This is a genomic window from Thermoplasmata archaeon (assembly GCA_036395115.1).
Classification (GTDB): Archaea; Thermoplasmatota; Thermoplasmata; order RBG-16-68-12; family RBG-16-68-12; genus RBG-16-68-12.
Genome location: DASWDU010000005.1, coordinates 122951 through 144769, shown reverse-complemented (window position 1 = coordinate 144769; position 21819 = coordinate 122951). Strand labels below are relative to the sequence as shown.

24 protein-coding genes and 1 pseudogene are annotated in these 21819 nt (G+C 67.2%); 12 read left to right on the top strand and 13 right to left on the bottom strand.

Translation table 11 applies throughout. The features are described 5' to 3' along the window. Nucleotides 1-119: 119 nt before the first annotated feature. Nucleotides 120-1364, top strand: coding sequence for a glycosyltransferase family 2 protein (locus tag VF992_01455; protein HEX9339825.1), 1245 nt, complete (start codon nucleotides 120-122; stop codon nucleotides 1362-1364). Between the two features lie 10 nt (nucleotides 1365-1374). Here VF992_01455 and VF992_01450 read toward each other — a convergent pair whose 3' ends face one another. After that, on the bottom strand, nucleotides 1375-2268 hold the full coding sequence (locus VF992_01450; GenBank protein ID HEX9339824.1) for a hypothetical protein: 894 nt from the start codon (nucleotides 2266-2268) through the stop codon (nucleotides 1375-1377). Between the two features lie 82 nt (nucleotides 2269-2350). Between VF992_01450 and VF992_01445 the strand changes: the two genes are divergently transcribed. The 6 genes from VF992_01445 (at nucleotide 2351) to VF992_01420 (ending at nucleotide 5492) form a co-directional block, all read left to right on the top strand. Beyond that, nucleotides 2351-3331, top strand: a complete 981-nt coding sequence (locus tag VF992_01445; protein HEX9339823.1) for a bifunctional N(6)-L-threonylcarbamoyladenine synthase/serine/threonine protein kinase — start codon at nucleotides 2351-2353, stop codon at nucleotides 3329-3331. 169 nt (nucleotides 3332-3500) lie between these two features. Beyond that, on the top strand, nucleotides 3501-3740 hold the full coding sequence (locus VF992_01440; GenBank protein ID HEX9339822.1) for a ribbon-helix-helix domain-containing protein: 240 nt from the start codon (nucleotides 3501-3503) through the stop codon (nucleotides 3738-3740). Nucleotides 3741-4063: 323 nt separating this feature from the next. Next, the gene (locus VF992_01435) at nucleotides 4064-4201 is read left to right on the top strand and encodes a hypothetical protein (protein ID HEX9339821.1); all 138 of its coding nucleotides are present in this window, start codon (nucleotides 4064-4066) and stop codon (nucleotides 4199-4201) included. Between the two features lie 61 nt (nucleotides 4202-4262). Next, nucleotides 4263-4604 carry a hypothetical protein gene (locus tag VF992_01430; protein HEX9339820.1) on the top strand — a complete coding sequence of 114 codons (342 nt, stop codon included), beginning with the start codon at nucleotides 4263-4265 and terminating at the stop codon, nucleotides 4602-4604. Nucleotides 4605-4653: 49 nt separating this feature from the next. Continuing rightward, a complete protein-coding gene (locus VF992_01425; GenBank protein HEX9339819.1) occupies nucleotides 4654-5157 on the top strand; it encodes a hypothetical protein in 504 nt (167 codons plus the stop codon). Next, entirely contained in the window at nucleotides 5154-5492 is a 339-nt protein-coding gene (locus VF992_01420; GenBank protein HEX9339818.1) for a hypothetical protein, read from the top strand. The genes VF992_01425 and VF992_01420 overlap by 4 nt, the downstream gene beginning before the upstream one ends. On the opposite strand, the gene cas4 is transcribed toward VF992_01420, so the two are convergent. The 5 genes from cas4 to VF992_01395 all read right to left on the bottom strand — a co-directional run bounded on the left by cas4 (nucleotide 5489) and on the right by VF992_01395 (nucleotide 12270). Further along, nucleotides 5489-6085 carry a CRISPR-associated protein Cas4 gene (gene cas4 / locus VF992_01415; protein ID HEX9339817.1) on the bottom strand — a complete coding sequence of 199 codons (597 nt, stop codon included), beginning with the start codon at nucleotides 6083-6085 and terminating at the stop codon, nucleotides 5489-5491. The genes VF992_01420 and cas4 overlap by 4 nt on opposite strands. Before the next feature lie 241 nt (nucleotides 6086-6326). Next, a complete protein-coding gene (locus tag VF992_01410) occupies nucleotides 6327-8231 on the bottom strand; it encodes a phospholipase D-like domain-containing protein (protein ID HEX9339816.1) in 1905 nt (634 codons plus the stop codon). Between the two features lie 209 nt (nucleotides 8232-8440). Continuing rightward, nucleotides 8441-9526, bottom strand: a complete 1086-nt coding sequence (locus tag VF992_01405) for an aminopeptidase (GenBank protein HEX9339815.1) — start codon at nucleotides 9524-9526, stop codon at nucleotides 8441-8443. A gap of 85 nt (nucleotides 9527-9611) precedes the next feature. Then, a complete protein-coding gene (gene tpiA / locus VF992_01400; protein ID HEX9339814.1) occupies nucleotides 9612-10283 on the bottom strand; it encodes a triose-phosphate isomerase in 672 nt (223 codons plus the stop codon). Between the two features lie 40 nt (nucleotides 10284-10323). Beyond that, the gene (locus tag VF992_01395; GenBank protein ID HEX9339813.1) at nucleotides 10324-12270 is read right to left on the bottom strand and encodes a hypothetical protein; all 1947 of its coding nucleotides are present in this window, start codon (nucleotides 12268-12270) and stop codon (nucleotides 10324-10326) included. Nucleotides 12271-12744: 474 nt separating this feature from the next. Between VF992_01395 and VF992_01390 the strand changes: the two genes are divergently transcribed. Continuing rightward, nucleotides 12745-13716: a tagatose 1,6-diphosphate aldolase gene (locus VF992_01390; GenBank protein ID HEX9339812.1), complete on the top strand. Its 972-nt coding sequence runs from the start codon at nucleotides 12745-12747 to the stop codon at nucleotides 13714-13716. A 46-nt stretch (nucleotides 13717-13762) separates the two neighbouring features. Continuing rightward, entirely contained in the window at nucleotides 13763-14644 is an 882-nt protein-coding gene (locus VF992_01385; GenBank protein HEX9339811.1) for a class 1 fructose-bisphosphatase, read from the top strand. 2 nt (nucleotides 14645-14646) lie between these two features. Here the strand turns inward: VF992_01385 and VF992_01380 are convergent, their stop codons facing one another. Together VF992_01380 and VF992_01375 are read right to left on the bottom strand one after the other, a co-directional pair. Next, nucleotides 14647-15267, bottom strand: a complete 621-nt coding sequence (locus VF992_01380; GenBank protein HEX9339810.1) for a class I SAM-dependent methyltransferase — start codon at nucleotides 15265-15267, stop codon at nucleotides 14647-14649. A gap of 36 nt (nucleotides 15268-15303) precedes the next feature. Next, nucleotides 15304-16974 carry a formate--tetrahydrofolate ligase gene (locus tag VF992_01375; protein HEX9339809.1) on the bottom strand — a complete coding sequence of 557 codons (1671 nt, stop codon included), beginning with the start codon at nucleotides 16972-16974 and terminating at the stop codon, nucleotides 15304-15306. A gap of 232 nt (nucleotides 16975-17206) precedes the next feature. On the opposite strand from VF992_01375, the gene VF992_01370 reads away from it, so the two are divergent. Further along, a complete protein-coding gene (locus VF992_01370) occupies nucleotides 17207-17425 on the top strand; it encodes a hypothetical protein (protein ID HEX9339808.1) in 219 nt (72 codons plus the stop codon). Between the two features lie 9 nt (nucleotides 17426-17434). On the opposite strand, the gene VF992_01365 is transcribed toward VF992_01370, so the two are convergent. The 4 genes and pseudogenes from VF992_01365 to VF992_01350 all read right to left on the bottom strand — a co-directional run bounded on the left by VF992_01365 (nucleotide 17435) and on the right by VF992_01350 (nucleotide 19382). Then, nucleotides 17435-18166, bottom strand: a complete 732-nt coding sequence (locus tag VF992_01365; GenBank protein HEX9339807.1) for a metallophosphoesterase — start codon at nucleotides 18164-18166, stop codon at nucleotides 17435-17437. Nucleotides 18167-18351: 185 nt separating this feature from the next. Beyond that, nucleotides 18352-18588, bottom strand: a pseudogene (locus tag VF992_01360) (YkvA family protein). Between the two features lie 227 nt (nucleotides 18589-18815). Next, nucleotides 18816-18935, bottom strand: a complete 120-nt coding sequence (locus tag VF992_01355) for a CxxC-x17-CxxC domain-containing protein (GenBank protein HEX9339806.1) — start codon at nucleotides 18933-18935, stop codon at nucleotides 18816-18818. Nucleotides 18936-19139: 204 nt separating this feature from the next. Further along, entirely contained in the window at nucleotides 19140-19382 is a 243-nt protein-coding gene (locus VF992_01350; protein ID HEX9339805.1) for a hypothetical protein, read from the bottom strand. 172 nt (nucleotides 19383-19554) lie between these two features. Between VF992_01350 and VF992_01345 the strand changes: the two genes are divergently transcribed. Continuing rightward, a complete protein-coding gene (locus VF992_01345; protein HEX9339804.1) occupies nucleotides 19555-20232 on the top strand; it encodes a metallophosphoesterase family protein in 678 nt (225 codons plus the stop codon). On the opposite strand, the gene VF992_01340 is transcribed toward VF992_01345, so the two are convergent. Next, the gene (locus VF992_01340) at nucleotides 20217-20927 is read right to left on the bottom strand and encodes a class I SAM-dependent methyltransferase (GenBank protein ID HEX9339803.1); all 711 of its coding nucleotides are present in this window, start codon (nucleotides 20925-20927) and stop codon (nucleotides 20217-20219) included. The genes VF992_01345 and VF992_01340 overlap by 16 nt on opposite strands. 132 nt (nucleotides 20928-21059) lie before the next feature. Between VF992_01340 and VF992_01335 the strand changes: the two genes are divergently transcribed. Further along, a complete protein-coding gene (locus VF992_01335; GenBank protein HEX9339802.1) occupies nucleotides 21060-21575 on the top strand; it encodes a DUF4382 domain-containing protein in 516 nt (171 codons plus the stop codon). The last annotated feature ends 244 nt before the right edge of the window (nucleotides 21576-21819 follow it).

Genomic DNA, 21819 nt, shown 5'->3' with positions numbered 1-21819 from the left:
TAGTGCGCCCTCGCCAGACCGCGGCCACCGCAGCCGCGCGGTCGCCCAGCCCCCCGCTGGCCGTGGGCGCAGCGGTCAAGCTTTAACGGACCCAGATAGGTTCCTACGCCGGCGTATCGTTGGATCCGGTCTGGGTCGTACTCACCGTCCTCGCAGCCTTGGCCGTCCTCGCGAGCGCGGCATCGATCGCGCAAGGCGTCCGCTTCCAGGACCGGGTGCGCCGCGCGACGCGAACCGCCCTCGGCGCGTTCCTTCCGGCGTGCGTCGTGATCCTCCCGGTCCGTGGCATCGATGAGGGATTCGACGGGAACGTTCGAGCGATCCTCTCGCAGGCGTACCCGACGTACCGCCTCCTCATCGTGGCGGACGATTCGGAGGACCCGGCGGCGACCCGGGCTCGCGACCTCGCGTCGGAATTCCCCCGGGTCCGAGTCGACTTCGTCATGTCGGAGCCGGACCCGCTGCGGGGCAAGGTGAACGCCCTCCGGTCGGCGCTCGTCCATCTGTCGCGTGACGACGCGGTCGTCGTATTCGCGGACTCGGACATCCGGCCGGGGAGGGATTGGTTGCGGCAGCTTGTGCAGCCGCTCGCGGACTCGACAGTCGGCGTGGCCACGGGCTTCCGCTGGTACGTCCCTCCCCGCCCGACGTTCTGGTCGCTCGTCCGCGCGGAATGGAACGGCGTCAGCGCGAACGTCCTGTTCGACCCGCAGCGGTCGTTCGCCTGGGGCGGCTCGTGCGCCGTCCGGCGGGATCGCCTGGCGACGTTGCGGCTCGGGGAGCGGTGGCGGGGCGTCCTGAGCGACGACCTCGTCCTGACGCAGGCGGTGCGAGGGGCGGGGCTCCAGATCGCCTACGTCCCCACGGCCCTCGTTGCGACGATCGAGGGCGCGACGCGCGCCACGTGCCTCGAGTGGTGCGAGCGGCAGATGACGATGGCGACGCTGTACCTGCCGGTCGTCCGCCGCTACGCCGTCGCCGCCTTTACGGTCTTCGTGGGATCGATTGTCTTCGGAGCGCTGTCGTTGGCGATGGCAGGGCTCTGGGGGCCGCTCTACCTGGCGCCTGCGGTTCTGTTCCTCACACCGTTGCCGTCCGCGATTGTGAAGGCGTCTTTGCGCCGTCGCGCGCTGTTCTCCGCCGCTCCGGAAATCGCCGCCGCATGGAGCGTCCCCGGATGGCGGTCGGCCGTCGCCACCTTGGCAGTCCCCTGGGTCATGGCATGGGGACTCGCGCGGACCCGGCATCCCGAGACGGTCCGGTGGCGGGGCCGTGTGTACGACGTTCGCGATGCCCACCGTGTGCGGCTCGTGACGTCGGAGGATCCCGGAGCCGCCGAGGCAGGGCCACCACCGGGTCCGTGATCGAGCCGCGTTAACCCGGTTCGGGGTTAACTTCCGGGGCCGTCCGATTCGAGCCCATGGCCTCCGCCTCCTCCCGAAGGTGCTCCTGATGTTTCGCCAGCTCCGAGAGGATTTCGTTCCGCCGCTCGCTCTGTCGAAGGGTCCGGACCATCGACGCCGCGGGCGGAATAAGGGCGACCGCGATTGCGGCCGCGACGACCACCGGCGTCAGCGCGATTCGGACGGCGCTCGCGATCAACAGGACCGCCGCCACGATGGCGGGCGGGAGGAAGAACGCGAAGAAGACGCCGACGATCGAGACGAGCGGCTCGCGGGCACGCGCCTGCATCCCGAGGACTTCGGCGTCCGTGAGCGCCCGAGCGGTCGTGACCATGCGCTCGCCGCGACGCGCGAAGCGATCGCGGATGGCCGCCATCGCCTCCGCATAGCCTCGCGACTCCGCGCGGAAGGCGCGAATGGATCCCGGGGTGAAGCGTACGAGGAGTCGCCGGCCATCGTTCGTCTCGAGTCCGATCCCCGTGTGGACCAGCGTGCCGGCGGACGAGGCGAATGGAGAGAGGAACGACCCGGCCACTTCGTAGCTGCGCGGATAGATGTCGTGGATCTCGGACCACGGATGGTAGCGGCGTTCGCCGACGAGTCGCCGGCATAGCGGGAGAGAGGTTTCGATCCCGCTCTCGAACAAATACGTCGGGCTTGGTTTGAAGGCGGCCATCGCCGCGAGGACGACCGCGAGGGGCACGAAGCAGAGACCGCCGAGAGGCCACAGGCCTTCCGGGCCGGCGGCGATCGGTCCGAAGACGAAGGTCACGAGCACGCCGAGCAACAGCACCGCCACCGTCATCGGGTTCGCGGGGATCGGGCGGTACGCGTACAGCAGGCGCCCGCGGTCCGCAGCGGCCATCGACCGTCGCAACGCGACGTGCGCTATTAGGTCTCGCCGGAGGCCCAAACGCTTTTGCAACGACGGCGAATCTCCAAGAGAGATGCGGGCGCTCGGGATCGAAGGGACCGCCCACACGGTGGGCGTTGGGATCGTGGATGAGCACTGCCGCATCCTCGCCAACGTCTACGACATGATCCGGCCCCACCAGGGCGGCATCCATCCGCGGGAGGCGGCGAACCACCATGCGGAGCTCGTCGTCCCGCTCATCGCGAAGGCGGTCGATGTCGCCGGGATCGATCTGCACGACCTCGATCTCGTCGCGTTCTCGCAGGGTCCCGGCCTCGGACCGTGCCTGCGCACCGTCGCGACCGCCGCACGGGCCCTCGCGCTGTCCCTCGGCGTGCCGATCCTCGGGGTCAACCATTGCGTCGCCCACCTCGAGATTGGCCGGGGCGTCACGGACGCGAAGGATCCCGTCCTCCTCTACGTGAGCGGAGGCAACACGCAGGTCATCGCGTTCGCCCGCGGCCGCTATCGGGTCTTCGGGGAGACGCTCGACATCGGCGTGGGAAATCTGCTCGACAAGTTCGCGCGCGAGTGCGGGCTCGCGTTTCCCGGGGGTCCGATCCTTGAGAAGCTCGCCCGCGAGGGATCGAAGCTCCTCGCGCTCCCGTACAGCGTCAAGGGCATGGACGTCGCGTTCAGCGGGATGCTGACCGCCGCCCTGGCTCTCCGCAAGCAGGGCGCGTCCGTCGCGGACCTGGCGTTCTCGATCCAGGAGGTCGCCTTCGCGATGCTCACGGAGGTCACGGAGCGCGCGATGGCCCACGTCGGCAAGGAAGAAGTCCTCCTCGGTGGCGGCGTCGCCCGCAACCGGCGGCTGCAGGAGATGGTGGGCCAGATGGCCTCCGACCGCGGGGCGAAGATGTTCGTCCCCCCCGGCGACCTGTGCATCGACAACGGTGCGATGATCGCGTGGACCGGATTGGAGATGCATCGGGGCGGCGTCCGCATGAAGGTTGGGGACACGGTCGTGGACCAGCGGTTCCGGACGGACAAGGTGCCCGTTTCCTGGCGATGAACCGTTGGGCCTTCCGCCTGATCGACGAGTGCCGTGGGCGTGAACTCCATACGAACCGGGGTCGCTTCCCGTGAAACGGTCCAGCAAGCGTTATATATCGAGGAGGCGTTCCGCCCGACACTCGTCTGTCAAACGGGGTCGGTTTGGCATACGCGGTGGGGCGAACAAGATGCGGGATGCGGACACGGAAAAGATCACGCTGCGCCTGCCCGCGCGCTACCTGAGGGCACTCGACTTCCTCGTGCAAGTCGACGACTTCCCGAGCCGCTCGGAGGCCGTGCGCGCGGCAATCCGCGATTTCGTGTACGGCCGAGTCGAGATGGTCACCGAGAAGCTCAAGAAGATGCAGGACGCGGAGCGAACCTTGGCCGAGGCCGAGGCGTTCAAGCGGGAGTACATGGAAAAATAGCGAGCGAAGGGACGGGATACCGCCGGAGGCGTTGCGGGTCCGGTCGGGATTCGTCACGATTACCTCCCCCCCAACTGGGTGGCCGCAAAAGCCACCCATTTTCTTTTCGCGCTCGGCGGGCCATCGACCGCCGCGGGCTCGCCAATCGGATCAAGGATGATTCTGGTTTCAAATCGGCGCGACGGCCGCGCGGAAGGGACGGTCCACCGCCCACCCTCCATGGCCTCCGTCGCGGTTCCGCAGTCCTTGCAAAGGTACGTCCGGGACCTGCCCATCCGAATCCGCACGTTCGTGTGGGCGTTCGCCGGGATGTTTAGCGCCGCATGTCTCGCGATCGCGTTCGTCGGGTTTCTGTGGACCGGGACCCCGAGCCCGTGTCTTCGAATTTCGTCGCGTCGGTCGTCTCCGGCGGCACCTTCTGGCTCCTCTCCCAGGCGAAGGTCGGCCCGAGCGAGGCGTGAGTTTCAGCCGCGATAACCGCCTCGGCACGTACATCCCGTCGTCCCGATGTCGCCGGGGCGCGTGGCGACGATCCTGGAGTCTCCGGCGGCCCCCGACGCCGCGCACCGGACGGGCCTCTCGTTCTTCGTCCACGTGCAATCGATCGTCGAGCGGTCGAGGAAGCTCCTGGCGTTCCCGGTCGAGGAGGCGGAGGAGCCGTACCTCACCTTCCCGGCGCGGGTACGAAAATTCCTCTGGCTCTCGAGTGGCTTGTTCAGCGCCGCTTCGCTCGTGATACCGGCGATCGGGTACCTCGCGTTCGGTTCGGTCGAGGGCAACGCGACGAACTTCCTCGTGGCGGTCGTGAGCGCGTGCGTGTTTGGCGTCGCGTCCCTCCTCCATTTCGGCCCCGATAGCGCCTGAATCGGCGGGCGCCGAACGTTTATTATCGGCCGCCTCCTTCCGCGCGGACATGGAGAGGGACGCGTGGATTCGGAGCCTCATGGTCATCACGGTCATCGGGCTCGTGCTGCTCATCCTCATCACCCCGGGCCTGCTCGGCCGGCCGACGGAGCTCGCCACGCTGCCTCTCCTCATCGTCGGGATGTCCCGGAACGACACGACGTTCATCGTCAATGTCGGAGCCGCGGTGCAGGCGTACCGGTACCAGGAGATCCGCCTGTCGATTAACGGATCCGAGCCGAGCGCGAACCAGACGATCCTCCGGCTCGACACGTACGAGGAGCACACCTGGGTCCCCGCGGACGCGACGTTCTCGATCGATGCGTACCTCGTCGACCAACAGGGGAACTACTTCGAGTACAACGTCACCGTGGGGACGGAGAAGGACGCCGACAACCGGACCGTCATGGTGTTCACCTTCCCGTACGAGAGCGACAACCTGACGACCGTGATCCGTCGCACGCCGCCGGACGACTTCCGATGGGTGCTCCCGCGAAAGGGGACCTTGCCGTGAGGATTTCCCGCTGGGCCCTCCTCTGGCTGCTCGTCATCGGGGTCCTGATCGCAGTCGAGGTCGCCGTGATCACGGGGTTCATCACCCCCGGGGACGTGATCGGCTCCTTCCTCACGTTCGTCTTCGCGCTCATGGTGATCTCCGTCCTGTCGATCGTCGGCGCGGTCTTCGTCGGGATGTTCGTATCCCATCGGATCCTCTCGACGAAGGGCTTCACCCCGTTCGAGCAGGAGATGCTCCACATGCGGCGGGAGGTCGGGGAGCTCCGGCAGCAGATTGAGCGGATCGCGGAACGACTCGGAGCGCAGCTCGGCGACGAGAAGAAGGAGCCTTAGGCGAGCCGCTCCGGGCACACGCCTCGCCGGGAGCAGTGGACGCACTTCCCGGGACGGCTGTGATTGCGGTGCGCTTCGCCCTTCGCGATCGACGTGCGCATGTCCGCGAGCTTCTGCAAGAGGAGCTTCTTCTGGTCCTCGTTGTACTCGATCTCGTAGTTCGTCTCGCCGTACCGGATGACGCCGTACGGGGGCGGGTTGCCGTACTCCTCCTCGAGGAGGAAGCAGTACGCGACGACCTGGAGGATGTGCGAGAAGAGGGGCCCGCGAGGCACGCGTCCCGTCTTGATCTCGACCGGGATGTGGTGGTCCCCGTCCATGACGACCGCGTCGGGCCGGCCCGAGAGGCCGTGCCGTTTCGAGATGAAGAGCTTCGGCTTCTCCGCCGCCGAGTCGATGTACACGAGGTCGCCCTTCACGTGGTACCTCTCACGGGTCGCACGCGCGACGCCGAGGGCGCCGATCGAGCGGTACAGGAAGAACGAGGCGCCGATGAGCCACAGGAGCGCGAGCGCCTCGAAGCCTTGTGCGAGCGCCTGGTTCTCGATCCCCGGCAGCGAGACGGCCGCCGTCGCGATCACGGCCGCGGCCATCGCGAATCCGAGGATGACCCGCTCGGAAAGCAGCTTGTCCTCCGGCGTCGCCAGCGTCTCCGCGCGGTACAGGAAGTACACCGCCGCGAGGAGCCAGATCAAGGCGATCGCGGCGAGGGTCTGCGCGATCTCGAGAATCGTGGACGTGAGGAACCCCACGCCGACGATTGCGACGATCGAAGCGGCGATCGCGAAGTACATGACGCCCGTCTCCGCCTCGCGCGCGCGGGCCTCGTGGGTCTCAATCCCCTTCAGGTCGGCGGACGCGGCCTCGTGCCTTTTCTCGCCCTCGACGAGCTCCGCGCCGTCCTCCGGGGCGAGGCCGCGGCTGAGCCACCAGCTCAGCGGGCAGTAGCCGAACTTCTCGAGATCGGCCGCGGAGATGAGCTCCGTAGGCGCCACGCCGTCGCACCCTCGGGCGGGGCTTTATCCCTTTGGCCCCGACTCTCAATTTTCGCAGTGAAACCGCGGACGCGACGCCGACGAACGCGTACACGCCCAGGAGAAGAAGCGGGTCGTCGAGTCGCCACGCGTCGAACCCGGAGGCCGGCCGGCCGTCCCAGTCCGCGGCGAATGCGGCTTCGAAGAACCCCGCCACGTCCGGGTCGTCCAGGATGATCCCGATCTCCCGGTTCTCGGTCGCGGACCCGAGCGCCCAGTTCATGCTCGAGACAAGGACCGTCCGGCCGTCGACGACCACGCCCTTGTTGTGCAGTCGCTCGATCCGTCCGTGGGGCTCGAGCAGTCGCGCGGTGAAATCGAGGCTCTCGTTCCTCGCTCGGCGGTTGAGTCGGTCCACGACCGCGTCGTTGCCCCTGGAATCGTCGCCGACCGAGGACCAGCTCCCGTCGAGCAGGAGACGCACCGAGACCCCGCGGCGGGCCCCGTCGAAGGCGGCCTCGAGGAAGGGATTCGGACGGTCCCGCCAAAGCTCGTCGAGGTAGAACGCTTCGATCCAGATGTGATCCGATGCGGAGGCGAGGATCTCCAGGAGGCCATCCGGGTCGAGCGAGGTGTCGGGAGCGACGAGGAGCCTCGCGCGGCGGCTCGTCGATTCGACGGATGAGCCCCACGGCGGGCTTCGCGGCAAAGGCGGGAGCGGTTCCGCGTCTTCGGGGATCGCCGCGATCGAATCCCGTCGAGATGGATCGAAGTCGATCTCGAATACCTTCGTCAGGGCGGCCGACACCACCGGGTCTGCGACGACGATCGACCATCCTCGATTCCCGACTTCGTCCTCCGGTGGAAAGCCCGCGTCCCCGAAGTTCTCCGAACCAATCCAAGCGGCCTGTCCGTCGACGATCGCGTACTTCGCATGGAGGTAGCGGTACCGCTTCACGACGTCTCCACCGCCCGCTAGGAACCGAACGTCCGCCCCGGCGTCGAGGAGCCCGCGGACCACACGGTCCTCTTCCGGTTCCACGCCTCCGACCGGCGCCCCGTCGAGGAGCACCCGGACCCGGACACCCCGGCCCGCCACGTCCGCGATGCTCGATGCGATTCGGGCGCTCGTGAAGGTGTAGACCGCGATGTCGAGCGTCCCTTGTGTCGATTCGACGAACGAACGCAGCGGGCCGTCTCCAGCGTCGGGCGAGAGGACCGCCGTGAGCCGTCCCGAGACTTGGAATTCCGAAGGTGCGAAACTCGACTGACCGAGTCGGTGCCGTCGGAGCCCTTCCCAATCGCCCGCGCCATCGGAATCGACCCATGCGCTGAGGTCGGTCTGGGAGCGCACCGCGATCTCGCCGCGGCCCATCGCCTCCGCCGGACGCCCCAGCCATCCCGTGCCGGCATCCGAGGAATCGCCCCACACGTACGCGTCGACGACTCGCTCGGACGCGTCCACGAGGCGGACCTCGTCTCCGTCATCGGCGAGCCGTGGGATGCCGCCCTCCATCCGACGAGCGGCGCCCCCCTCGAACGCGAAGTCCGCGGTCGCGAGTGCATCCTCCGCGTAGCTCGTCGCGTTCCGCGCAATCAGGAGACGGCCGCCCGGAGGCAATACCGAATCGGGAGGGAACACCGCAGTCGCCTCGCCATCCGTGAGGGACCAGCCCGCGAGGTCAAGGAACTCCGGTGACCGGCTCGCGATCTCGACGAACTCGTCATCGCGGGCCGCGTTCGCGTAGACTCGCGCAAGGACCACGGCAGCCCCCGAACCGAAAGAAAAGGGGACGGGCGATAGCGGAGAAAACGGGGGGAGGGTCGCCGCACGCTCCGTCCAGAGGGGCGACGCCAGGAGCACGAAGGCCGCGAGGGGGGCTGCGAGCCATCGTCCGGGCGTACGCACGGCCGACGGACGCCGCCGGGGTCGATAAGCGGATGGCGTGCACGCACGCTACAGCTATCGGGCCGTCACGCGAAGAGCAACTTGCCGTCGCGGACGATTTCCTTCCCGTCGGCCTCGAGCGTCGCGGCCCGGATCGTGCTCTCGAACCCGAACGACGACTTGTTCGGTCCTCCGAGGAATTCGTTGCCGCCGAGTCCGATCGACACGGCTCCACGGACGATCGAGTTCTGGAGGAAGCCGACTTGGGCTTTCGGGTTCGTCCCGATCGAGACGGCCGCGATGCGGTCCTTGTCGCCGGACGCGAGGTCGTACTGTTTCTTCAGGGCCGCCGCGCCGGGATCCCCTTCGAACGCCGTGAGCCGTCCTTTCCGGAATTCCCAGCTCAGCTTTCGGACGGACCGACCGGCCCAGGCCTGCGACGTATCGAAAACGACGGTCCCGTCGGCGCTCGCCGGGTCCGGCAAGACGGTGACGCTGCCGGACGGGATCGAGGCCTCGAACACGCCCGCGGCGATGTCATCCTCGTCGACGACCCCGTCGTAGATCATGGACTGCCGCCCGCGCACGGAAACCGTCAGGTCGGTTCCCCCTTCGGAGGTCACGTGGAGCGTGTCCGCGGTCCCGAGGATGCCCGCGAGCTTCTGCCCCGTCGTCGTGAGCGTCTTCGATGGCACGGACGAGGCGGCGCGGACCATCCGCTCCCACGCCGCGAAGTCGAAACCATATACCTTCGCCCGCGGACGCGTCACGAGGGAGATGCCCAGCGAAAGGCTTCGTACCTTCCGTTCGCGCATCGGCAGGTGGGCGGCGGTCTCGGCCTCGTCGTTCGCCGCCATCTTCTCGGGCGTGAACTTCCGGAAGTTGGACGGATCGTAGAGGGAGCCGGCCCAGAAGACGGCGGTGGAGAGCTCGGAAAGGCCGCGACAGAACGCGGACGGTTTCCGCAGTTGCTCGACGGACAGGTGCTTCATGTACGCGACGTGGTAACGGTCCGTGTACAGGTCCAGGAGGGCGTCCGCGCCCACCTTGAAGCATTCGATCGCGAGATCCTCCGCGAGCGGCAACGTGTGCGGATAACAGAAGATGCTGACGTTGTCGTCCGGTCCGATCCGAAGGCAGTTCTTGACGGCGTTCTCGGCGAGCGTGGACATCGAGTTCGATCCCCCAACCCGGAGTGCGCAGTCGGATATTTCAAGGCCACGGAGGGGTCTGCGAAAACCGCCGGCAAATCCGGGATCAGCGAAGCCCTTTCACGAGGTCTCGGAGCGCTTTCTCCGGATCCTTCGCCTTGACGATGCCGGAGGACAGCAGGACGCCCGAAGTCCCTAGGTCGAGCGCCTTCGCGACGTCCTTGCGGCTCCGAACGCCCGCGCCACAGAGGACCACGACCCGAGGGTTCACGGCATGGATTCGCTCGACGGCGGTCGCGATGACCTCCGGTTTCGCGGTCGTCACGCTGACGTCTCCTCCGATTAGCTCGGGCGGCTCGATCGCGATGTATTCCGGAGAAAGCTTGGCGAGGGTCTCTGCTTCCGCGAGGTCGTCCGCACACGCGACGACTTCGAGGCCGATCTTTTGGCAACGAGGGACGCTCTTCGCCATTTCTTCCCAGGCGACCTTCCGTTCGCTGTGGTTGATCAGCGTCCCCGCGGCGCCCGCCTCAAGGAGCGCCTCCGGTGGGATCCACCCGGTCGCCTGCCCCGCTTCCGTGGCGTCGACGTGCTGCCCGAAGACCGGGATGTGCACGAGCTTCGCAACGTGGGCGAGGTCCGTCGCGGGCGGGCAGAGGACGATCGAGGCGCCCGTGTCATCCGCAACCGCGGCGAAGCGTTTCGCGAGGTCCCAGCCCCGCTTCCCGAGGATTTCCGGGTAGGTCTTGAAGTTCAGGACGATCGCGGGGAGCCGCATCTCGGGTCGTGAAGGCGATGCTGTTGGAAAAAGACTTGGCCTAGGGTCGCAAAGGCCTCTGACGGCGGCGATCTTGGACGAACGCGACGAGGATGATTCCTCCAAGCACTGCGGCGACGGATCCTCCCGCGAGAATCCGGAGTCCTAGGTTCGCGATTTCGAGCGGACCGGACCCGAAGATGTCAAAGGTAAGCATCGTGGACTCGATCTCGGGCCGGGAATCTTGGAACACCCCGACCGGTGCCGCTCCAATCAGGATCCAGGAGAGCCCCCATTCCGTGCCCACGACCACCGTCACGACCTCGAAGATCTGTGGTAAGCCAATCCTCGTGAGGGCGATGACCGTTCGCGCGGCCGGATGTCCATCGACGGATGTGTCGGCGACCGGCTCGAAGATTTCGACCTGTGCTTCGAGGCGGGCGTCGGAAATCATGTTGTTAAGGATTTGGCGGGCGTCGTCTCCGCCGCTGGGCGCGAGCGCATGACGGGACACGCTGACTAACTCCGGGCGAGACGGTTGCGACAGGAGGACATCAAACGTCGTATTCCCGAGGGTCACGTTGCCCTCCGCGCTCCACCCCCAAGGGATCTGGATTTGGAAGTGGCCGTCCGGATGGACGAACCATCGGACGGGCGGCCGGAATTCGGTCCTCACAACCGTCTGTGCGACGTTTCCCGCGCCATCGAGGGCTTCGATCTCGAACGAGTTCGAGCCGACATCCAGACGGACCGATACGCTGAAGCGACTATCCGTCACATCCGTCAGGAACGACGACCCGACCCGCACCCAGACGAGATGGAGGTCGACCACGGTTCCCGAGATCACGAGGGCGTCGGACTCGACGACGCTCGGGATCGGATCGACTTGAAGGACAGGCGGGGTCGCGTCAACGACGAAGGTCCACCGAGCTTCCGTGACTTCGGTCCCGCGGACCGCGCGGACTTGGACGTCGTGATCGAGTTCCGCGAGAGGACCGACGCGCGCGACCACAAGCCCGCTCGCGGGATCGAAGGAACCCGGGATTGCCATGCCATCGAGTAGGACGACCACGGAAAAGTCCGCGAGACTCCGGAAGTCCACGACCCGGGCCGAGACGTCTACGACGAGGTCCTTTGTGAAGGGCTGTGGGGCAATACCACGAACATCGGTCAGCGCCGGCGCGGCGATGATCTCGAGGTCTTGCCATGCGTCGGCCGTGATACCGACGATCGCGACGATCCACTCCCCGCGAGGGGAGATCCGAAGATGCCAAGGCTGGTCCGAAAGAGCGATGGTCGCCACGGGGTCGACCGGAAATCCGTGGAATCCACCCGGATCCGTTGCTGGGCTCACATCATAAATGCGCACCGTCGCGTCCCCCGCGGATACGACGAACTCGCCCGTCGGAGACGCATCGGCCGTATGCGAGGTCGACCCAAGGCCAATCGGGCCCGAACCGAGCCCGTTGACCGCGATCCCCTCTACGATGCCGCTAGCTAAAGTCGCGTAGACCCACCCATCGTCCGGGGAAACGATGATGTCGCTCGCCGCTGGGGCGCCGGGACCGAAGTCCGGACCTCGCCCCTGGAAAGTCCAGGTTCCCGATGAATCCCGTTCGAAGGAGAACATGACGAAGGGAGCCAGCGCGGAAGTCACCAGGAAGGCCAGGGTTCCCGTCGAGTTCACCGCGACGAGGAAGTCCATGTACACAAGCTCGCCAGGATCGAGCCGTTGTAAGACAGACCCATCCGTGCTGTTCACGACGTACGGGTATTCTCCGGTGTAGGCGGGATCGTGGGTCGTGGCGATGAGCTGGCCATCCGTCGGAGCCACCAGATCCCACGTGAGGAAGGGAGTGCTGAAGTTCCCAACCTGCGCCCAAGAAGCGAGATCGATGGCCCGGATCGTTCGCTCCGCGGCATGGCCGACATACAGGATCGTCGACGACGGGTTCAGGGCGAGGGCGACCGGCTCGTTGCCGACAGGAATGGACCGCTCGACCGACATGGTGGAAAGGGAAACGACCTCGACTTCGTCCCGCAAGCGATCGGCGGTGTAGGCGTAGGGTCGGTTTGGCTCGATTACGAGATCGGCAAGGTCGGTCCCGATGGGGACGACGGTCCGCGGGGACGGCGACCGAATGTCTCCCGCAGGCCCTGGGGCGGGAGGCCCCCACATCTCGGTTAGCGGAGACTCCAGGAAGCGGGGTGAATCGCCGGAAGCGGCCGCGCCCCCGGCCGCGGCGCCGATGAGCAACGCTGTCACGATGAGGCCGGCGGAGACGTGGACGATCCTCTCCCCCCGTTTCCGATGCGCGACCAGGCCGATAAATCTACGCCCCGCTCGACCCCAGTCCCCGGAGGCCGACCTCAGGGACGGATTCGCGGATTGTCCTGCCCTCGTGAGCTGCCGTCCCTTGCGCAAAGGTCAAGACGACTGAGTCCTTTGGTGACATCTCGGGGTGAAAGAATCCGGATTTCGGTGGGCAAACTCCGCGGCCTCCAGCAGATCTCCGACGACACGGGCCGCTTCACGATGATCGCGATGGACCAGCGGGGGAGCCTCCAGAAGATGCTCCACCCGGAGAATCCGAAGGCCACGACATACGCCGAGATGGAGGCTGTCAAGCTCGGCGTCACGGAGGCGCTCGCCCCGCACGCGAGCGGGTACCTCCTCGACCCGGAGTACGGCGTGGGCGCCGCCGTCAACCGGTTCGTCCTCCCCGGTCGCACGGGGCTCCTCGTCGCCCTCGAGACGTCCGGGTACGAGAAGCAGGGGAACTGGCGGCTGACGAAGCTGCTCGATGGGTGGGCCGTCGAAAAGGTGAGGCGGCTCGGTGCGAGCGCGGCGAAGCTCCTCGTGTTCTTCAGCCCAGACGCGCCGCGGGACGTCGTTGACCACCAGGTGAAGGTCGTGCGATCCGTCGCCGACGAATGCAGGCGACTCGACCTCGCGTTCGTGTGCGAGCCGATGTCGTACCCGGTCGAGGAGAGCGAGGAGGAGTTCGCCCACCACAAGGCGGACATCGTGATCCGCACCGCGGAGGTCCTCAGCCCTCTCGGGCTCGACGTGCTGAAGGCGGAGTTCCCTGGGGACCCGAAGGTGACGAAGGACCCGGAGGATCTACGGAAGAACTGCGAGCGCCTCAGTCAGGCGACGAAGGCGCCGTGGGTCGTCCTGAGCGCGGGGGCGGACTTCGACGTCTTCCGGACGCTCGTCGACCACGCGTGCCGGGGCGGCGCCTCCGGGTTTCTCGCGGGCCGCGCGATCTGGAAGGACGCGTTCAAGGAGACGTCGATCGAGAAGCAGATGGCCTACGTCCGCACGCAAGGCGTGAAGAACTTCAAGGTCCTCGCGGACATGGCGCACGACCACGCGCGTCCGTGGTGGGACTTCTACGGCGGCAAGGAGAAACTCCAAGACCATTTCGACGGGTGGTACGTCAAGTACTGAGGAGGGACGCGAGACGGACGTCACGCTCGCGGATCATGCGGCCCAGGTGGACCGCGACTTCGCCGCCCTCCTCGGGCGGATAGCCGGGCTCGCGACACGGATCCGGCGGGAGTTCCCCATCCGGCGGAATCCGGCGGCCACTCGGAACGTCTACGGGGAACAGCAGCTCGAACTCGACGTCTGGATGAACGACGTTTTCGTCGAGGAGCTGCGGCGGTCGAACCTGGTCTCCGCGGTCGCCTCCGAAGAGATGGGCCAGGTGCAGGAGGTGGGCCGTGGGCGTTTCTCGGTCGCCCTCGACCCGCTCGACGGATCCTCGAACGTCAAGAGCAACAACACCTTCGGCACGATTTTCGGCATCTTTGACGGCGCGACGCTCCCGGCGAGGGGATCCGAGTTGTTCGCGGCGGGATACCTGGTTTACGGGCCCGCCACGACGCTCGTGTACGCGGCGGGCGCGGGCGTGCACGAGTTCGTCCAGGGAGGAGGCGGCCGTCCGCACGACTTCTTCCTGCTCGAGGAAGGCGTCCGTCTGCCGGCGAAGGGGAAACTGTACGGGATCGGCGGACACCGGGAGAAGTGGATCCCCGAAGTCAAGTCGTTCGTCGGCGAACTCGAACGGGAGCTGGTGAATCTTCGCTATGGCGGTTGCTTCGTCGGCGATTTCAATCAGATCCTCCACTACGGCGGCTTCTTCGCCTACCCGGCCCAGGTCGACAAGCCCGAAGGCAAGTACCGCCTTCATTTCGAATCGAACCCGATCGCCTTCATCGCGGAGGCCGCGGGTGGCGCGGGGACGACGGGGGCTGAGCGGATCCTCGACGTCCCGCCGACGGGGATCGACCAGACCGTGCCCACGTACGTGGGGAACCGCGATCTCGTCGAGCGGTTTCTTTCGCGGTTCTCGTCGGACGCCGGCGTCCGGTGACGTCACTCGCGTGAGGTCGCCGATCCCCGACGGCGCATCGTCGCGAAGAGCGCCTTCGGATTCTCATCCAACGTTCCCCCGAACACGGTGTTCGTGATTGAGAGGATCTCGAAGGCCGCCTCGAACGAGGCGCGAAGCTGCTGCCTCGAAATCCGGTGGGGACCCCATGTGCCGGGCTGCTTGTCCGAGAAACATTTCAGGAAGAGCCAGCCTCGCGGGCGGAGGATGCGGTGCACCGTGCGGACGTAGACGGCACGCTTCGCCGGCTCCAGCGTGTGGAACACCCCTCGGTCCACGATCGCGTCGACGGAGCTCGTTTCGAGCTTCGACTCCAGGACGTCGTCCACGCGGAAGTCGATCCGCACGCCGGATGTCTTCGCGACCCGCTTCGCGCGTTTGATCGCGCTCGGTGAGATGTCTGTCGCGACGATGTCGTAGCCCCGGGACGCGAGGGCGATGGCGTGGGTGGCGGGCCCCGTCCCGAGGTCGAGGATCCGCTTGCCTCCGAGGCGGCGCCGCGAGAGGGCGGCCTCGAAATCGGAGTCGAGGTCGGGCGTGTACCAGGGGAGGGTCGCGACGTCGGAGCTCGCGTACAGGCTCTCCCACGAGGAGGGCTCGGGCACGGCCCGACGAACGAGGCGGTCGGCTAAAGGCCTTCGCTAGAACAGGCCCTTGATGCGTCCGTTCGCGTCGATGTCCATGGCCAGCGCGGCCGGCTCCTCGCCCAAGCCGGGCATCCGCATGATGTCGCCCGCCAGCACGACGAGGAATCCTGCGCCCGCGGATGGCCGGATGCCCCGGACCTGGAGCGTCCATCCTCTCGGGGCGCCGAGCGCGCGCTCGTCGTCGGAGAGGGAGAGCTGCGTCTTGGCAATGCAGACCGGGAGCCGGTCGAGGCCTGCGGCCTGGAGGCGCTCGAGGTCGCCGAGGGCGGCGGCATCGAACTTCACGCCGGCCGCGCCGTAGATCGACGTGGCCACCTTCGCGACCTTCTCCTCGAGCGGGTCGTCGTCCTTGTACACGAACCGCACGGAGTGCGGCGAGGCCCCGGCCGCGTCGAGCACGAGCCGCGCGAGGTCTTCCCCGCCCGCCCCGCCGTCCCGGTGGCACGTGTGCGCCGCCGCGCGGACGCCGGCGTCCTGGCAGTGGTCGACGATCCCGTCGACCTCCCGATCCGTGTCGGTCGCGAAGCGGTTCACCGCGACGACCGGGGCGATGCCGAGCGTCTGGAGGATCTTCATGTGGGCGTCCAGGTTCGGGAAGCCGGCCCGGAGGCCTTTCAGGTCCTCGACCGCGAGGTCCTTCTTCTTGACGCCGCCGTGGTGCTTCAGGGCGCGCACGCTGACGACGAGGACCGCCGCGTCGGCGACGAGGCCGCTCCCGCGGCACACGAGGTCCACGAACTTCTCCCCGCCGAGGTCGGAGCCGAACCCCGCCTCCGTGACGACGACGTCCCCGAGGCCGAGGGCGAGTCGGTCCGCGAGGAGGCTATTGTGGCCGTGGGCGATGTTTGCGAACGGGCCGCCGTGGACGAACGCCGGCGTGCCTTCGAGGGTCTGCACGAGGTTCGGCATGAGCGCGTCCTTCAGCAGGATCGAGGCGGCGCCCTGCACGCTCAAGTCGCCGACGCGGACGGGGTGCTCATGGCGATCGAACGCAACGATGATCCGTTCCAGGCGCTCCTTGAGGTCCCGGATCCCTTCCGTCAGGCAGAGGATCGCCATGACCTCGCTCGCGGCCGTGATGATGAAGCCGTCCTCCCGCGGCACGCCGTGCTTCGGGCCGCCGAGGCCCGTGACGATGTTCCGCAGTTGACGGTCGTTCATGTCCAAGCACCTCGGGAACAGCACGCGCGTCGGATCGATGTCGACCTCGTTCCCGTGGAAGACGTGGGCGTCCATGACGGCGGCGATCAGGTTGTTCGCGGCGCCGACCGCGTGGATGTCGCCCGTGAAGTGCAGGTTGATCTCCTCCATCGGGAGGACCTGGGAGCGGCCGCCGCCCGTGGCGCCGCCTTTCGTCCCGAAGACGGGCCCCAGGGACGGCTCCCGGACGGCGACGATCGCCTTCGACCCGAGCTTCGTGAGCGCCTGGCCCAGCCCGACCGTGGTCAAGGTCTTCCCTTCGCCGTAGCGGGTCGGGGTCGTGCCGGTGACGAGGACGAGCTTCCCTTGTCGAGCGTTCCGGGTGCGGTCGACGGCGGCGAGGCGGACCTTCGCGATGTGGTCGCCCTTCAGGACGAGGTCGTCCCGGCCCAGTCCGAGTCCGGATGCCACATCGACGATTCGACGCATCGCCACGGCCTGGGCGATGTCGATGTCCGCAACCATTTGCACGTGGAGTGGCGACGGAAGCATAAACCTTAGGGGCGTGAAGACCGTTCGACGCTTCATCCTGGGACGGGCGGAGGGTCCGCGGGCTTCCCTCCATACGTCTTATCGCCGGAGCGGTGTGCTTCACCCCGGGAGCCGGCCGCGCCGAATGCGTCGCGGCCCTCCGAGGATTCAATCAAGGCTCGATATCGAGCGCCTCGCAGCGCAGGCTTTTTTGCCCTGTCGATCGATGAACCCTCGTGAGTTTCCCTTGAAGTACGCCGCGTTCTTCGGGCACTTGGGTCTGCTCTTCGGATTCCTCGCGATCATCCTGATGCTCTATCCGGTATACGTGGCGCTCGCGCCGTCGGGCACCGCGAGCGGTGCGCTCCTTTTCCCCGTCCTGTTTTGGTTCGTCGGCCTGTTGTTCGTCCTCGGAGAATACTTCGAGATCCGGCATCCCGACTGAAACGCGTGGTCACTTCATCAGCAGAGCCGCGCGCATCGACTTGAGTCCCGCGACGCGGCCGAAGTCCAGGAGCCCCTCGTTTTCGTCCACGCCGATCACGCGTGCGTCGTCAATCGGCGTCCGGTTCAGGATCGGGGAGAGGTACGGATAGGAGGACACATCGACCCCGAGGGCGAGCGGGCTGAACGCCGGCAGGACGGTCAGCCGGTCCGACACGAGGAACGCCGGCACGCTGACGACGGCGCCTAGGTCGTCTTTCAGCTTGACCGCCGGATGCTCGTGCCCCATGACGATCGGATGCAACGTCGAGACGTCCTCGTGGCCGTGGACGATCGTGAGGTTGCCGATGTCGGCGCGCTCGTGCAACGTCAACCCGAGGTCTCCGAGGATCGTCGCGAGGTAGTTGTCGTGGTTCCCGCGGACGAGGACGGGCGTGACACGGTCCTTCAGGAACCGAAGGACCTGCTTCACCTCGACCCACTCGTCGACGAGGTTCTTCGAGAACTCGTGCTTGAAGTCGCCCGCGATGACGACTTTCTCCGCCTTGCCGCGGTCGAGCATCTTGCCGAGCCGTTCGAGCACGACACGCCTCTGAAACCTGGGGATCGAGACGCCTTGCTCCGCGAGTGCGCCTTCGAACCCCAGATGGAGGTCCGAGATCACCAGCGTCCGCTCGTCGCGCACGAAGAGGGCGAAGTCGCGGGTCGCCTCGAGGCCCCGGGCAATCTCGATCCGGTCCACGGCGCTCCAAGGCCATCGTGCGCGATAAGGGTTCACGTGCCCCGGACCCTTCGACGGGTCGTCCTCCCGGACCACGGTCACACGAATTGCAGGAGGAGCCGAACGAACGCATAGAGCACGACGGTCCACACGAGCACGACGATGGCGGCCCCGATCCACTTCTGGCGGGTCGTCAGGACGCCGCCCGCGCTCGCCCGTTCCCGACATTCCCGCAGCACGTCCGGCGGGATCATCCGGCGCACCGCCGAAAGTCCGGCCGGCACGATGACCAAATCGTCGACGTAGCCGAGCACGGGGATGAAATCCGGAATCAGGTCGATCGGGCTGAGCGCGTACCCGATGACGAGCGCCAACAAGACCTTCGCGTACCAGGGCGTGCGCGAATCCTTGGAAGCCAGGTAGAGGGCGAGGACCTCGGTCTTGAGCCGGTCCACGTCGTCCTTCCACTTCCGGAGCCGGTGCCCCATTCGACCATCCCGCCGAAGGCCGATATCCGAATGAGGCTTCGTCCGGCGGCGTCCCGAACGCGGCTTTGCTTTCCCGAGATGGCCCTCGCTCGACAGGAGAAGGAAAAACGAGCTCCGCGCCAGCCGCACGGCGGGTTGGGAGCCCGAACGGAAAAAGGTTCGAACGCTGTGCCGTTCTCGATCTAGAACCGTCGCGGCCGGCGCTTTGCGAAACAATCTCGGCAGTAGACGGGTCGGGCCGGGTCCGGTTTGAACGGGACCTGGGTGGCTTGGCCGCAGTCCGAGCACACCGCGTCGTACATTGTACGCGGGCCTCGGTCGTAACCGCCGCCGCCGCCGCCTCCGCCGCCTCGTCTGCCGCCTCTCTCTTCGTCCATTCACTACCTACTATCCGATTCCTTCCAGGAGTCGGATGGAGAGGCCAGAGGGGCCGGATGGCTTAAAGATGTGCATTCGAGCACCGCACTGGGGATGGACGCGAACCGGGGTCTGTGCGGCGAAATTGGTCAGGCCCCGAGGCGGGCGATCGAAGCGCGGGCGCGGACCCGCTGGCGGCGGAGATCTTCCTCGGCCGACGCGTAGTAGCGGTCGAGCGCCTGCTGAAGACGATCGGCTGTCGAGGCCGCGCGACACGGTCCGACGTATTCGTACACCTGCCGCGACCGACCCGCTCGGTCCTCGTAGTGCCAGAAGTAGACGTATCGGTGTCCGCCGACGTCCTTGATCCGGAAGCCGCAGCCGACTTGCATCGGCGATGGATGGAATTACCCTTACTTAAGGGTAATTCCAGGGTAGGCGAATGGAGCGTGTCGCGGGCTCCCCGAGAAGTCCGATCCGACCCCGTCGCACGAAGGGCCCTGTAGGTTCCTCGGTCGCGCGCGATTGAGAACCTGAAATAGCCCGAGCCCCTACGGCCGCTCGATGCGCCTGGCGGTCCTATCCGACGTCCATTCGAACCGGCCGGCTCTCGAGGCGGTCCTCGCGGACGTCGACCGAGTCGCCCCGGAAGGCATCTGGGTGGCGGGAGACCTGATCGGATACAACCCATGGCCGAACGAGGTCCTGGAGGCCCTGCGCGCGCGGAAGGTGCGGGCGATCCGCGGAAACCACGACCGTGCGGCCCTCGCCGGTGAGGTGTTCGCGTTCAACGAGCTCGCGTCCATCGCGGTCCGATGGACGCGGATCCACCTCACGCCCGCGTCGGTCGGCTACCTGAAGGACCTTGAGGACCGCGCCCGCACCGCGTTGCCGGAGGGCGTCGTCGCCATGTACCATGGGAGCCCGCGGAACGACGACGAGTACGTCTTCCCGTGGTCCGCGGACGAGTGGATCGTCCGGATGGCGGCCGCTCCGTTCGTGATCTTGGGGCACACGCACCTCCCGATGACGTGCCCGTTCCGCTCGGGCCTCGTCGTGAACCCGGGGAGCGTGGGCCAGCCCCGGGACGGGGATCCGCGCGCCGCGTGGGGCGTGCTCGACCTCACCCGCCGGACGTTCGAGGTGCGACGGGTGTCGTACGACATCGACGCCGTCGCGGCGGAGATCCGGAAGGCGGGCCTGCCGACCGAACTCGCGGACCGGCTCTATGCGGGCGTCTGACCCTGCCTACGCCGAGGCGGCTTCTCGCCGACGATGAGCGCGACCTCGTCTCGGATGGGGAACGTGCGCGTGTGCCGCGCCATCCGGATCACGAAGCCCGCTCCGCGGACGGCCCTGGCGTACCCCGCTTTCGTGAGGACCGCGTACGGGACGCGCGGGATGCGGATCTCTCGCGCGCCGGCGGGCGCCTCGACGATGATCGTCTCGGTCCCTTCGCCCGGGCTCGTCCGCGGCCACCGCGCCGTGTGGTTGCAGAAGAAGTACAGGCCGCCCGGCTTCAGCACCCGGTACGCCTCCCGGAAGTGCCGGATCCGGTCGCGGGCCTCGATCGCATAGTGGAAGGCGTCGATGCAGGTGACGAGGTCGAACGACGCATCCCCGAACGGCTGGCGGCCGGTCATGTTCCCGAGGGAAAAGCGGACGCGGACGCCTTCCTGTCGCGCCCGTTCCCGGGCCCTCGACAAGGCCGCGGCGGATGCGTCGATCGCGACGACGTCGAGTCCGCGCTTCGCCAGGAAGATCGCGTCCCGGCCTTCGCCGCATCCGAGTTCGAGCGCCCGGCCTCGGGGGCGCGTGCGGTCCACGAACCGCACGAACGCCGTTGTCGCCTCGGCGGTGTCGCTGAACCGGACGCCCGTCCGGTAGATCGCGACATATCCGGCGTCGTACGCGCGGGCGGCCCGGCCCGTCGCCATGCGCCCCCCCATGCGTGCGCCGTGGATAAAGCCGCGAACCGCCATCCGACGCGTGCGGGGGTTGGCCGTTTCGACGAGCGTTCCAGAAAGTTTATCGGTGCCCCCGACACGATGGAATCCGAGGAGGAACGAATGCCTCGCGCCGTCGCCGCGCTCGCGCTCGTCGTCGTGGTGGTGCTCGGCGGAATCGCTGCGTACTACTTTCTGTACGAGGGCGCCGTGGCGGTCTCCGTCAAGGATGCCCCGATGAGCACATGGTCTCACGTGAACGTGACCTTCTCGGGCGTACAGATTCATGAATCGGGGAAGGACAACGCCTCCTGGGTCACTGTGTTCTCCGGGAGCAAGACGGTCGATCTGGCCGCGTTGACGAACGTCTCCGAGTTGCTCGGCAGCACGCGGTTGGCTCCGGGCCACTACGAGCAGATTCGGATTTCCGTCGTGAGCGCCACGGGCGTGGACGCGGCGACGGGCCAGTCCGTCACCTTCATGGTGCCGCCCGACAACGCGACGGCCAAGATCGCGGGGCAGTTCACGATCTCGTCCGGACAGACGACGACCGTCACCGTGGACTTCGCCCTGAGCCGGTGCATCCGCCAGGTGAACGGCACCTGGGAGTTCGATCCGGTCCTCGGACAGATCGCGTGAACGCGGGCCGACCCCGCACCTATCTCGTTCGCCTTCATTGGGGCCTCAGTGCCCGGGCGACCTCTCCGGGCGACCGCCTGGTTGTGTTCCTCGTCCCGCGCGCCCCGAGGTCGACCTGTCGCGCGGCCGAGAAGGATGGACCGGCTGGGCTCCAAACTTGCCGAGGTTCAAATCCTCTCGGCGTCACAAGCCGCCGAACGCCCAGGAGGTCCGCCGCCGGACTCGGCCGGAGTCACGCCATAGG

Coding starts and splice junctions, on each gene's coding strand:
- VF992_01340 (HEX9339803.1), bottom strand. CDS start 20,927: ATGGCGACGGGCCGGGCCGCCCGCGCGTACGACGCCGGATATGTCGCG.
- VF992_01445 (HEX9339823.1), top strand. CDS start 2,351: ATGCGGGCGCTCGGGATCGAAGGGACCGCCCACACGGTGGGCGTTGGG.
- VF992_01450 (HEX9339824.1), bottom strand. CDS start 2,268: ATGGCCGCTGCGGACCGCGGGCGCCTGCTGTACGCGTACCGCCCGATC.
- tpiA (HEX9339814.1), bottom strand. CDS start 10,283: ATGCGGCTCCCCGCGATCGTCCTGAACTTCAAGACCTACCCGGAAATC.
- VF992_01345 (HEX9339804.1), top strand. CDS start 19,555: ATGCGCCTGGCGGTCCTATCCGACGTCCATTCGAACCGGCCGGCTCTC.
- VF992_01335 (HEX9339802.1), top strand. CDS start 21,060: ATGCCTCGCGCCGTCGCCGCGCTCGCGCTCGTCGTCGTGGTGGTGCTC.
- VF992_01370 (HEX9339808.1), top strand. CDS start 17,207: ATGAACCCTCGTGAGTTTCCCTTGAAGTACGCCGCGTTCTTCGGGCAC.
- VF992_01425 (HEX9339819.1), top strand. CDS start 4,654: ATGGAGAGGGACGCGTGGATTCGGAGCCTCATGGTCATCACGGTCATC.
- VF992_01395 (HEX9339813.1), bottom strand. CDS start 12,270: ATGTCGGTCGAGCGGTCCATTCCTGTCGGCAACGAGCCGGTCGCCCTC.
- VF992_01350 (HEX9339805.1), bottom strand. CDS start 19,382: ATGCAAGTCGGCTGCGGCTTCCGGATCAAGGACGTCGGCGGACACCGA.
- VF992_01375 (HEX9339809.1), bottom strand. CDS start 16,974: ATGGTTGCGGACATCGACATCGCCCAGGCCGTGGCGATGCGTCGAATC.
- VF992_01440 (HEX9339822.1), top strand. CDS start 3,501: ATGCGGGATGCGGACACGGAAAAGATCACGCTGCGCCTGCCCGCGCGC.
- VF992_01355 (HEX9339806.1), bottom strand. CDS start 18,935: ATGTACGACGCGGTGTGCTCGGACTGCGGCCAAGCCACCCAGGTCCCG.
- VF992_01405 (HEX9339815.1), bottom strand. CDS start 9,526: ATGTCCACGCTCGCCGAGAACGCCGTCAAGAACTGCCTTCGGATCGGA.
- VF992_01435 (HEX9339821.1), top strand. CDS start 4,064: ATGTCTCGCGATCGCGTTCGTCGGGTTTCTGTGGACCGGGACCCCGAG.
- cas4 (HEX9339817.1), bottom strand. CDS start 6,085: ATGGCCGCGGCCGTGATCGCGACGGCGGCCGTCTCGCTGCCGGGGATC.